The 11640-nt window shown below is 61.0% G+C and carries 13 protein-coding genes; 4 read left to right on the top strand and 9 right to left on the bottom strand.

The annotated features are described in order from the left end of the window. Window positions 1–108: 108 nt before the first annotated feature. Entirely contained in the window at window positions 109–1110 is a 1002-nt protein-coding gene (locus SIC14_RS04055; RefSeq protein WP_412564551.1) for a P1 family peptidase, read from the top strand. A 99-nt stretch (window positions 1111–1209) separates the two neighbouring features. Here SIC14_RS04055 and SIC14_RS04050 read toward each other — a convergent pair whose 3' ends face one another. The 4 genes from SIC14_RS04050 to SIC14_RS04035 form a co-directional block, all read right to left on the bottom strand. Continuing rightward, window positions 1210–1770 (bottom strand): HupE/UreJ family protein, encoded by a 561-nt coding sequence (locus SIC14_RS04050; protein ID WP_412564550.1) that lies wholly within the window; start codon window positions 1768–1770, stop codon window positions 1210–1212. Between the two features lie 146 nt (window positions 1771–1916). Further along, a complete protein-coding gene (locus SIC14_RS04045; RefSeq protein WP_412564549.1) occupies window positions 1917–2333 on the bottom strand; it encodes a hypothetical protein in 417 nt (138 codons plus the stop codon). A gap of 60 nt (window positions 2334–2393) precedes the next feature. After that, window positions 2394–2984: a GNAT family N-acetyltransferase gene (locus SIC14_RS04040; RefSeq protein WP_412564548.1), complete on the bottom strand. Its 591-nt coding sequence runs from the start codon at window positions 2982–2984 to the stop codon at window positions 2394–2396. After that, window positions 2984–4378: an aspartate aminotransferase family protein gene (locus SIC14_RS04035; protein ID WP_412564547.1), complete on the bottom strand. Its 1395-nt coding sequence runs from the start codon at window positions 4376–4378 to the stop codon at window positions 2984–2986. Before SIC14_RS04035 ends, SIC14_RS04040 begins: the two co-directional genes overlap by 1 nt. 243 nt (window positions 4379–4621) lie before the next feature. Between SIC14_RS04035 and SIC14_RS04030 the strand changes: the two genes are divergently transcribed. Next, window positions 4622–5884 carry a glycerate kinase gene (locus tag SIC14_RS04030; protein WP_412564546.1) on the top strand — a complete coding sequence of 421 codons (1263 nt, stop codon included), beginning with the start codon at window positions 4622–4624 and terminating at the stop codon, window positions 5882–5884. A gap of 2 nt (window positions 5885–5886) precedes the next feature. On the opposite strand, the gene SIC14_RS04025 is transcribed toward SIC14_RS04030, so the two are convergent. From SIC14_RS04025 to SIC14_RS04010, 4 genes are read right to left on the bottom strand one after another with little or no spacing between them, the layout of a single operon-like run. Beyond that, window positions 5887–6867 carry an OmpA family protein gene (locus SIC14_RS04025; protein ID WP_412564545.1) on the bottom strand — a complete coding sequence of 327 codons (981 nt, stop codon included), beginning with the start codon at window positions 6865–6867 and terminating at the stop codon, window positions 5887–5889. Then, window positions 6867–7439 (bottom strand): peroxidase-related enzyme, encoded by a 573-nt coding sequence (locus SIC14_RS04020; RefSeq protein ID WP_412564544.1) that lies wholly within the window; start codon window positions 7437–7439, stop codon window positions 6867–6869. The genes SIC14_RS04025 and SIC14_RS04020 overlap by 1 nt, the downstream gene beginning before the upstream one ends. 18 nt (window positions 7440–7457) lie before the next feature. Beyond that, window positions 7458–8198, bottom strand: coding sequence for a GNAT family N-acetyltransferase (locus tag SIC14_RS04015; protein WP_412564543.1), 741 nt, complete (start codon window positions 8196–8198; stop codon window positions 7458–7460). Next, window positions 8191–8916 (bottom strand): competence/damage-inducible protein A, encoded by a 726-nt coding sequence (locus SIC14_RS04010; protein ID WP_412564542.1) that lies wholly within the window; start codon window positions 8914–8916, stop codon window positions 8191–8193. Before SIC14_RS04010 ends, SIC14_RS04015 begins: the two co-directional genes overlap by 8 nt. Window positions 8917–8962: 46 nt before the next feature. On the opposite strand from SIC14_RS04010, the gene sfsA reads away from it, so the two are divergent. Further along, window positions 8963–9664, top strand: coding sequence for a DNA/RNA nuclease SfsA (gene sfsA / locus SIC14_RS04005; protein WP_412564541.1), 702 nt, complete (start codon window positions 8963–8965; stop codon window positions 9662–9664). A gap of 122 nt (window positions 9665–9786) precedes the next feature. After that, window positions 9787–10599: a type I methionyl aminopeptidase gene (gene map, locus SIC14_RS04000; protein ID WP_412564540.1), complete on the top strand. Its 813-nt coding sequence runs from the start codon at window positions 9787–9789 to the stop codon at window positions 10597–10599. Window positions 10600–10700: 101 nt separating this feature from the next. Here map and SIC14_RS03995 read toward each other — a convergent pair whose 3' ends face one another. Further along, a complete protein-coding gene (locus tag SIC14_RS03995) occupies window positions 10701–11582 on the bottom strand; it encodes a DUF2189 domain-containing protein (RefSeq protein ID WP_412564539.1) in 882 nt (293 codons plus the stop codon). Window positions 11583–11640: the final 58 nt, after the last annotated feature.

Here is an 11640-nt window from a genome sequence, read left to right as displayed (position 1 = left end):
AGCAACAATGCGGGCGACGCCATCGCCCAGCCCCGTATATGCCACAACTTGCCGATCCTGCAGATTCAGGCAAGATGATTTGCGACCAATTTGAGGGAAAAACGAACTATGCCGCAAAAAGCAGCCCCCGGCCCACGCAACCTGATCACTGATGTAGCGGGGCTGCGGGTCGGCAATGCCGAAGATCTCGATGTCAAAACGGGTGTCACCGTGTTGCTGGGCGATCAACCCTTTACCTGCGGCGTGCACGTCATGGGCGGCGCGCCAGGCACGCGGGAGACGGACCTCTTGGCGCCAGACAAAACGGTTGAACAGGTGGATGCGCTGGTCCTGTCGGGCGGATCGGCCTTTGGACTGGATGCAGCCTCCGGCGTGGCGGATGCGCTGCGGGCGCAGGGGCGCGGCTTCAAGGTGGGGGACCTACTGGTGCCGATTGTGCCTGGGGCAATCCTGTTTGACCTGATCAATGGCGGCAATAAGGATTGGCAGGACAACCCCTATAAGGCCTTGGGCGCACAGGCGCTGGGTAAGGCAGGGGATACCTTTCCGCTCGGCTCCGCTGGGGCCGGCACCGGCGCGACCACCGCCAATTTCAAAGGCGGGCTTGGTTCGGCCTCCGTAATGCTTCCGTCGGGGCACACCGTCGGAGCGCTGGTGGCGGTCAATGCGCTCGGTTCTGCCACGGTTGGGGAGGGGCCACATTTCTGGGCGGCGCCGTTTGAACAGGTTGGAGAATTTGGTGGACGAGGTGTGGCGCAGGACTACCCTGAAACCCACGTGCCGCCGACCAAACTGGCGGCGCATGCCAACACCACTATCGGCATCATCGCCACCGACGCCACCCTGACACAGGCCCAATGTACCCGTCTGGCAACGGCGGCCCATGACGGCTATGCGCGGGCCCTGTTTCCAGCCCACACACCAATGGATGGGGATCTGATCTTTGCCGCCAGCACCGGGGCAAAGCCCCTGGTCGATCCAATATCCGATACGCTTTACCTGGGCCATGCCGCCGCGACCTGTATGGCGCGCGCCATTGCCCGCGCCGTTTTCCATGCAGAAACACAGGAAAAGGATGCGCAACCCACCTGGGCCGCACGGCACGGCTAATTCTTCTTGGAAGCAGTATCCTGGGGTGAATGCGGCCCGCGCAGCGGGCCGGAGAGGGGCAACGCCCCTCCAAACTAGGCCCGTTAAACCCTTGTCCGTTCAGCCGATCGCCAGAACCAGACCAGCCAGGGCGGTGCCGCCGCCCAAGATCCGGACCGGCAGTTCCTGCCGTTGCAGCAGGAAGCCGACCATGGCCCCCGCGCCATGCAGCACCGCCGTCGCCAGCAGGAAGCCAAAGCCATAGGGCAGGGCCACCGCGGCCCCTAGCTCGGTGCCATGGGCATAACCGTGAAACAGGGCGAACAGACCCACAAGGGCAATCGCCCAATGTGCTGCCGGGCGCAGCGCCAGCGCGACCACAAGGCCCAGCACCACCGAAGACGCCAGGATCATTGGCTCCACCGCCACCAGCGGCAGCCCCAGAAGCGACAGCACAAACCCCAGCAGCATCGCCGAGACAAAGCCCAAAGGCACCGTCCAGATCGCCCGCCCGCCAATCAACGCCGCCCAGAGGCCAACCACCAGCATGGCCAGCACATGGTCCAGGCCAAACAGCGGATGCGTCAGCCCCGCCAGAACCGAGCCATGTTCCGCCGGATCCATATGCGCCAGCGCGGGTTTGGCCATCATAAAGGCGGCGAGGGTAAGCAGGTGTTTCATCTGTGATCCTTCTGGGTCATCCGGCATCCCGATGTGGGTCATGCCCTGTGGTCCGCACCAAGTATGGCACGTCGAATAGCGAAACCGCGTTCAATCACGACGTTGGACACATCGCAAGAGGCAATTCCACGTGATCCACGATGCTTTCACGCGCCCGCGTCCGCCTTCAGGCAATTCTGCTTTCTGACGATTTTGAAAAAGCCGCCCTCGCGATCAGCAAACCGGCGCTCTTGTACGCAAACCCGGTCCAAAGTGCCGGCCAACCAGCCCCGCGCCCGGACGACGACCTGATGGGCTGCGTCATGTTCAGTGGTGAACCGGACCACAAGTTTCTGCGGACCGGTTTCGGACGGGAGCGGCAAGATGCTTTCGACCTCCGCCCAGGCATAGCCAACGCGGTCAGACTGTACCCAATGCGGCGCTTTGACAAAGAAGTATGCCAGCAAAGCAAGCAGCGGCGCTGCCGGGAGTAAGCCGCCATAACGGTATAGGAACACCGTTTTGCGGAGCGCGCGTTCTTTGCCGAACACCTTGCTTAACACATAAAAGAGCCTCTCAAACATAGGCACTTATCTAGTGTTTTGAAGCGTTGAATACAATCCATTGTTGTGGTGTCGCAAGCGTCAGGGTCGCGGTCTTTCCAACTGCCAGGTCAGATGGGATCGCACCGTGGGCCACTCGTGGGCAAGGATCGAATAGACCGCCGTATCTCGCAATGTGCCGTCGGCAATCCGCATGTGGGAGCGCAGCACCCCGTCCAGTTTGGCCCCCAACCGTTCAATCGCGCGGCGGCTTTGGTGGTTGATGAAATGGGTGCGGAACTCCACCGCGACACAGTCCAGATCCTCAAAAGCGTGGGCCAGCAGCAACCGTTTTGCCTCGGTGTTCAGCGGGCCGCGCTGCACCGACGGTGCATACCAGGTTGATCCGATCTCGACCCGTTTAGTGGTGGCATCGATGTTCATATAGGTGGTCATGCCCACGGGCGTGCCATCAGGGGTCATCACGGTAAAAGGCAGCATGGAGCCTGCGGATTGCAACGCCAGCCGGCGATCGATTTCCGCAGCCATCCCTTCGGCCGAAGGGATCGACGTATACCAGAGCCGGTGCAGGTCACCGCTGGCACTGGCCGCTTGCAGCGTGGTGCAGTGATCCTGCGACAGCGGGGCCAGCACAACATGCTGGCCCTTCAGTTCAACCGGAGTGGGCCACATCAGCCAAAGACCTGGGTGAGGGCTTTGTCCACCGTGTCGGTGATCAGATCAACGTCTTCCGGCGTCACGATCAGCGAGGGCGAGAAGCACAGCGTGTTGTTGCGTTCCGGGATCGAGCGGTTGGAGGCACCGATGATGACTCCCATCGCGCCACAGGCCGCAACCACCGCACCGACCTGTGCTTCGCTGACAGGCTCTTTGGTGTCGCGGTCTTTGACCAGTTCGGCGCCCAGAAACAGGCCTTTGCCACGCACATCACCAATCACGGCATGTTTTTCCTTCAGCGCTTCAAGGTTCGCCAGGAAACGTTCCCCCATCTTGGTGGTGTTTTCCAGCAGGCCCTCCTCTTCGATGATCCGCATGTTTTCCAGCGCCGCCGCCGGTCCACCGGCACAGCCGCCAAAGGTCGAGATATCGCGGAAATGGTCCAGCTTGTCGGAAGGATCGGATTTGAAGCAGTCAAACACCTCTTCGGTGGCAACCATACAGGCAATCGCCGCATAGCCCGAGGCCACGCCTTTCGCCATCGTCACAAAATCCGGCTGGATGCCGTATTGCTGATAACCGAACCATTTGCCGGTGCGCCCGATGCCGCAAACCACCTCGTCGATGTGCAACAGGATATCGTATTTCTTGCAGATCTCCTGCACGCGCGGCCAGTAGCCTTCGGGTGGGGTGATGACACCGCCGCCAGCGGTGACCGGTTCCAGGCAGAGACAGCCAATGGTTTCCGGGCCTTCGCGCAGAATGACCTCTTCGATCAGGTCGGCGGCAGCAATGCCGAAAGCTTCGCCTTCCAGATGTTCCAGCCCCAGTTCGTGTTTGCGGTATTCCATGCAATGCGGCACCCGCACAAAACCGGGGGCGAATGGGCCGTATTGCAGATTGCGTTCGTCCTGACCGCCGGCCGACATGGTGGCCAGCGTGCCGCCGTGATAATCGCGGTCGCGGTAGAGGATCTTGTTCTTCTTCCCGCCGTATTTCTTATGTGCAATCTGGCGGATCATCTTAAAGACCTTCTCATTGGCCTCCGATCCAGAGTTGCAGTAGTACACGCGGCTCATTCCGGGCATTTTCTCGATCAGCTTTTCGGCAAATTTGGATCCGGGGACCGAACCGGCAGCCTGTGCGAAATAACACATCTTCATCAGCTGCTCTTGCACTGCGTTGGCAATGCTTTCGCGGCCGTAGCCAACATTCACAGTCCAGACCGCGCCGGAGACCGCATCAAGGTACTCTTTGCCGTTCTGGTCCCAGACCCGCATGCCTTTGCCTTCGATGATGATGCGCGGCTCGGCCTCTTCAAAAGGTTTGTGCTGGGTCAGGTGGTGCCAGACATGGGCGCGGTCTGCTTCGACCACGGCGGTGATGTCATTGTCGCGGGTGCCGTCCATGGGATGTCCTTTCGTGTCTTTCGGGGTCACCTTGCAGGGCCGCCGTGTTTGGAAACATTCAACACTGAACGCTCCCCCGACGCGTAGGTCCAGAAAGCATCGCTTTGTAGGGCCAGTTTGGCGCAGTGAGGTCAGGATTGATGTCGCAATCCTGAGCGCCGAAGGTTTCTTGACCCAAAGTCAGGGAAGCTGCTTTCCATCAGAGGTTTTGCTTTCTAATGTTCGCGCAAACAGGAGGGACCCTTGAACCATCGTGCATTTTTGACCGAGTTATTTGACGCTGCAATTGCGGCTGCAGACCCCAAAAAAGCCATTGCCGCGCACCTGCCTCAGAAGCCCAAAGGCCGCACCGTTGTGATCGGTGCCGGCAAAGGGGCGGCGCAGCTGGCGGCCGCGTTTGAGGATCTTTGGGGCGCGCCTGTCGAAGGTACGGTGATCACCCGCTACGGCTATGCCTGTGACACCCGGCACGTGAAAGTGATGGAGGCCGCGCATCCGGTGCCGGATGCGGCTGGTATTGCGGCGTCTGAAGCGCTGTTTGAACAGGTGCAGGGTTTGACAGAGGATGATCTGGTGGTGGCGCTTATCTGTGGTGGCGGCTCGGCGCTGTTGGCGGCTCCGGCGGCGGGGCTGAGTTTTGCAGATGAGGTGGCGCTGAATGAGGCTCTGCTGGCTTCCGGTGCGCCCATCGGGGCAATGAATGCGGTGCGCAAACAGGTCAGCGCAATCAAGGGCGGGCGACTGGCTGCAGCCTGCGCACCGGCGCGGGTTGTCTCATTGGTGGTGTCTGACGTGCCGGGCGATGATCCGGCGCAGGTGGCCTCTGGCCCAACGGTGCCTGATGCCGTGGGCCGGGCAGAGGCGTTGAAGGCGGTGGCCGATTACGGCATCACCATGCCTCCTGCGATTGCCGCGCACCTGGTTGATGCTCCAGAAGATGCGCCTTTACCGGATGATCCCCGTTTTGCCCGCAATGAGGTGCATGTGATCGCCTCTGCCGCAATCTCTCTCGAAGCGGCGGCGGCCAAGGCCAAGGCCGCAGGTTGGCCGTCAGTGATCCTGTCGGATGCGATTGAGGGCGAGGCGAGAGAAGTGGCCAAAATGCACGGTGCCATGACCCGCGAAGTGGTGCGTCGGGGCCGTCCGTTTAGCGCGCCTTTGGTGATGTTGTCCGGCGGCGAAACCACAGTCACCATCCGCGGCAAAGGCGGGCGCGGCGGGCGCAACAGCGAGTTTTTGCTGTCCCTAGCGATGGAGCTGGACGGTGTGGCCGGTGTGACCGCGCTGGCCGCAGATACCGATGGCATTGACGGATCCGAGGATAACGCAGGCGCCTTTGCCGATGGTGGCACAGTTGCCGCGATGCGCGGCGCTGGGGTGGACCCGGCACAGGCGCTGGCGGGCAATGACGCTTACACTGCCTTTGACGCTGTGAGAGAGATCTTTGCCCCCGGCCCAACGGGCACCAACGTCAACGATTTTCGGGCGATCCTGATCGAGGCCTGAGCCTATTCGGTGTTCAAAAGAACCGCCTCGACGCGGCGGTTCGCCTTGCGCCCGTCCTCTGTCAGGTTGGGCGCGCGCGGGGCCAGATAGCCCATGCCTTCCGCGTCCAACTGTTCGGCGGAGACACCGTGGTTGGCTATCAGCCGTTCCCGAACCGAGGCTGCACGTTTTTTGGACAGGCTGATATTGCCTTGCAATCCCCCCACAGCATCGGTGTGCCCGACCAGTGCAACACGGCGGCTGGGGTCGCTGTTCAGGTAAGCGGCCAACCCGCTGAGCGAGGTGAACGGCCCGTCACCCAAATCGGACGAACCGGTTGCAAAGGTCAGATCCTCCAACACCACATGGCCCTGCGCCAACAGGTTCGGCACAGTGTCGCTCAGCGACCCATTGTCCAATGTCAGTCGCGCCACATCCGGGGCCGTGCCGGTTCCCGCGGGCAGGGCTGTGGTGCGGATTGGCGCTTCCGACTCTGGTGCGGTGACACGGATCATCTGGATGAAACCGGCATTGGCAGAGCGTGACACCAGCAGGCTCAGGTGATCCTCCGCACCTTTGCGCGCTGACAGAAAGCGGAAATCGCTGAGGTCCACATGCATTGCCGGTGCGGTCAGCACTTCGGTCTCGAACCGGAAATCAAACCCGCCACAGCCCAGCGTATCGCAGCTGAACAACACCTCATAACCAGCCGCTTCCAACTGCTCCTGCAATGGCGCCAGCAGCTGCAGCGATGTCAGCCCTTGGGAGCCAACCCGCCAACTGCCACGGTGGACTTTGCCTTCTAGCGGCAAGACCGGCAGCACCCCATCCACATAGCCCCCAACCGGCAGGGCATAGCTGTCCAGCTGGCTGTCGAGATCGCTCAGCGCCTCGGAGGCTGCAGGCAGATCCAACGATAGCGCAGCGGCAATGGCCGTTACAGGACGAACGGTCGCTAATGGGGCCAGCGAAAGGGCCAGAGAGATGGGCAGAGCAAGGCGCATTAACGGTTCTGTGCGTGGTATTCAGGATTGGGTCGCATGTCCAAAGACGAGGCAACACGGTTGGTCATATTGTAGAACGCAGCCGTATTGGCGATGTCCCAGATGTCACGGTCGTTGAACCCGGCGTCGCGCAGGGCCTGACGATCGGCTTCTTCGATGGTGGCGCTGGCCTTGGTCAGATGGACGGCAAAGTCCAGCATCGCCCGTTGGCGCGGCGGCAGGTCGGCAACGCGGTAGTTCATCACCAGCATTTCCCCCAGCGCCGGATCGCCCGACAGCTCGCGCACGGCGGCCCCGTGGGCGGTCAGGCAGTAGAAACACTTGTTCTCGGAAGAGACCACCACCGCGATCATTTCCCGCTCCAGCTTGCTGAGGCCGCTGTCGGCCAGCATGATGTTGTTATAAAGCGCGGTGAAAGCGTTCAGTTTTTCGATGTCGAAGGCATGGGCCTGCAACACGTTGGGCACCAGACCCAGTTTCTCCTGGCAGATGTCGAAATATTTCTGCGTCTGCGGTGGCAGGGGATCTACCATTGGCAGGTTCAGGGCGGTGGGTTTGTCTTGGCTGCTCATCTTGGTCTTCCGTTACCGTTACAGGTCGTCCCCATGTTTGCGGTAATGATACTGTCCTGCAAGTGACATTCCCAGTTTGGAATAAAGCGCATTGGCCCCTTCATTGGCCTGGGTGCAGACCACAGAGAGATGGGATGCCCCCTTGTCCTGTGCCCAGAAGGCAGCAAGCCGCATGAAATAGCGGCCCATGCCCTGTTTGCGCTGGTGCTCCAGAACCTCCAGCGCGTGGACCATGGCAATTCCGTCATGAATGGCCACAAAGCCAGCACCGGCGGGGGAATCGTTCAACCGGCCCAAAAGCGCGGTTTTCGGGCCTTTGGCGCGACGCATGACGTTCAGGCGGTCTTCGCCGATACCGCCTTTGGCCCAGATATCGATCTGGATCGCCAGAGGTTCCCAGACATGGAAGGCGGTGACCGGCGGTGGATAGTCGGTGGCAACCTCGCCCACCGGTGCGACCCAGAGGTTCACCGGATCCACAATCTGATAGCCACGTGCAGCCAGCACGGTGTCCAGATCTTCGTCGCCTGTGCGGATCTGGAACAAACGGGGCTGGTTCAGCGCTTGCATGGCGTCTTCCGCTGGCTGCAGGTCAGCCTCGGTGAAACGATCCATCGCAATCGTCGCAGACACCCGCTGACCACCGTTCTGGCCGTCACGGATCAGCCATGGGCCTTGGCGGGCCTCATTTGCTGCGGGCCAAGTGCCGTCGATCACCTGATAGAGCTGGCTGGCATCGGGCAGGGGGGTATCAGTCACGGGCCATTGCCTCGCTCAGTGCCTTCATGGCCTGATCCAGCTGAGCACCGTCTTGGCCGCGCACCACGATGTTGGTGCCGTAAATGCCGTTGTGGCTGTACGGGTAGGACCCGAAGGACAGGTCGGGATAGGCTTCGGCCAATGCCGTCAACGGCGCGGCAATGTCCCCTTCGCCCCGTTCCACCCGCAGGCTCTGGCTGAGCAGCGGCGCGCCGCCGGTCAGGGTGGGCAGAACTGAGGCCACCATGGTCTGAAAGATCGTCGGTACACCGGCCATCACATGGACGTTTTCCAACGTGAACCCGGGCGCTGAGGAGATCGGGTTGTCGATCAACACAGCACCGTCAGGGATCCGCGCCATGCGCAGGCGGGCGTCGTTCAGCTCTTGACCAGAGCGATTGTAATGCGCTTGCAGGATCGCGCGGGCGTCTTCGCGCACATCAATCGGCGTGTCGAAGGCGGCGGCGATACAGTCTGCGGTGATGTCATCATGGGTTGGCCCGATCCCACCAGAGGTAAAGACATGGTCATGCGCGGCTGCCAGCGCCTTGACCGCGTCGGTGATCGCTGCCGCCTCATCCGAGACCATCCGTGCCTCTTTCAGGTCAATGCCGTGTTTCGTCAGCTCATTGGCAAGGTGGTGCATGTTGCTGTCACGGGTGCGGCCAGACAGGATTTCATCCCCGATCACCAGCATAGCGGCTGTTGGATTGCGCATCGATGCTCTCCTTGCGAAAACTTTTCTCTCGGTATAGGCGCGAGATATGCGCTTTCCTACCCTTCTTGTCCCCGCCCGGCTGATCCGTCGCTACAAACGCTTCCTTGCGGATGTGATTTTGGACGATGGTCGCGAAGTCACGGCCCATTGTGCCAACCCCGGCTCAATGATGGGACTTGCCGAGGAAGGCATGAAGGTCTGGTTGGAACCCAATGATGATCCCAAGAAAAAGCTGAAGTTCGGCTGGCGCTTGGTGGATCATGAAAACGGCCATTTCACCGGCGTGGATACCTCGGTTCCGAACCGCGCCTTGAAGGCGGCGTTGATCGCAGGCGAGGTGCAGGGCCTTGAGGCCCCCAACGTGCGGCCCGAGGTGAAATATGGCGAAAAGAGCCGGATCGACTTCCTGCTCTCCGGCGCAGGGCCGGATTGCTATGTCGAGGTGAAATCCGTGACGCTTTGCCGTCAGCCGGGGCTGGCGGAGTTTCCCGACAGCGTGACCGCACGGGGGCTGAAGCATCTGGGGGAACTGACCAAGATTGTGGCGGGCGGTGAGCGGGCGGTGATGCTGTACCTTGTACAGCGTACCGATTGTGACCGGGTCGGGATCGCCGCAGATATCGATCCGGCCTATGCGGAAGGCCTGAAAACGGCGCTGGCCGCAGGGGTTGAGATCCTGTGTTTTGATTGTCAGATCAGCCCGGAAGCGGTCGACGTTGGAAATCCACTGCCTTTTGTCGGCCTATAGGGCATCGCCAATTTCGGGCCAAATTCCGGCTGAAACCCAGCGCGGCATCACTGCCTCTGGCCCTCCGGCGTCAAACGCCCTACATACGGGGGAACGATATTTCTGTAGAAGGTTGGTCCCCCGTGAACGACACGCATCATGGCCGTATCACTCGTGACGGTATCCGCATCCATGAGGCTGCGGATTTTGCCGGTATGCATAAGGCGGGCGCTGTGACCGCCAGGATCCTCGATGAGATTGCCGAACACGTCTACCCCGGTCAGACCACCGGGGAACTGGATCGCCTCATCGAAGAGAAGGTGATCGCCGCCGGCACCAAGTCGGCGACCATTGGCTACAAAGGCTACAAACACGCCAGCTGTATTTCGATCAACCATGTGGTTTGCCATGGCATTCCCGGGGACAAGAAGCTGAAGGACGGCGATATCCTGAACATCGATGTGACGGTGATCGCTGATGGCTGGTTTGGTGACAGCAGCCGGATGTATGTGGCCGGCAAGCTGAGCCGCAAAACCGAACGTCTGATCCAGGTCACCCATGACGCCTTGTTCAAGGGTATCGAGGCGGTGAAGCCCGGCAACACCTTTGGCGACATCGGCCACGCGATCCAATCCTTTGCTGAAGGACACCGGATGAGCGTGGTGCGCGATTTCTGCGGCCACGGTCTGGGCCGTGTGTTCCACTCGCCGCCGAATGTTTTGCATTATGGTCGTGCGGGGTCGGGGCCAGTGCTCGAAGAGGGCATGTTCTTCACCATTGAGCCGATGATCAATCTGGGCCGTCCGGAAACCAAAGTGCTGGCCGATGACTGGACCGCTGTGACCCGTGACAAATCGCTTTCGGCGCAGTTTGAACATTCGATTGGGGTGACTGCCGACGGGTTTGAGATTTTCACCCTGTCGCCAACGGGCAAATTCCACCCGACCTACGGGTGAGCTGCACCTGCGATGTGAAAGAAAAGGGCCTTTGGGCCCCTTTTGTTTTGGGGCTTCGCCCCGCGCCTCTGGCGCCCCCCAGGATATTTGGCCCAGTAGAATCAGCTGTCCGGGAAACGGACAGCGCGGCGGTAGAGATGCCAGGTGCCATGGCCCAGAATGGGCAGCACAAAGATCATGCCAAGGAACAGCGGCACTGCCCCGATCAGAAGAAATGTTGCAACAATGGCGCCCCAGCCAAGGGTGATGCGCTTGTTCTGCTGCGCCACGCGGATCGAGGTTGTTACAGCCACCGGCAGGCCGACGCAGCGGTCCACCAGCATCGGAAAGGCGATGAAGCCGGTGACCAGAACCGTCAGCGCAAACAGGAAGCCAACCGCATTGCCGATCACGATCATCGCCCAGCCTTCGCTGGTGCTGAACAGCATTGAGGCAAAGCTCATCATGCCCTCTGGTGCAAGCGTGCCGAGGGTGACGCGGTAGATGAAGGCGGCCGCATAGAGCCAGACTGCGTAGATGGCGATCAGGTACAGGCCAAGGGTCATCACCGGGGCGAAGGTGGGCGAGCGCAACAGCTGGAATGCGTGCAGCCAGCTGGCCTCTTCCCCGGCTTCGCGGCGGCGTGACATTTCGTAAAGGCCGGTGGCGGCCAGGGGGCCTACCAAGGCGAAGCCTGCGGCCAGCGGGAAGAGCAGCGCAAACATTTCTTGCTGGAAGGCCAGAAAACTGAGCATCAGGCCAATGAGTGGGTAAATCACCGCCATCATCATCACGTCAGTGCGAAAATGCAGGAAGTCCTCCAGACCGTCCCGCAGCGCGTCGCGCAGGTCTGCCGCGGTCAGACGTTGGACCTCGGGCAGGGAGATGTCGTGGCTGCCGATGGCATCGGTGCCTTTGGCGATCATGCTGCCGGCGCCGGTGAGCGTGCCAGCAATCCAGCTAAGGGGGTTGCCAATGGTTTTGATCTGCGTGGTCTTGGCCATTCCTGGTCCTCCCGTTGGGGTGTCCCCGCGGCCAGATGAGCCGGCCCAAGGCGGGGTC

This window comes from Thalassobius sp. MITS945101 (assembly GCF_047123305.1).
Lineage (GTDB): Bacteria > Pseudomonadota > Alphaproteobacteria > Rhodobacterales > Rhodobacteraceae > Thalassobius.
This window is presented reverse-complemented; position numbering and strand designations above follow the sequence as displayed.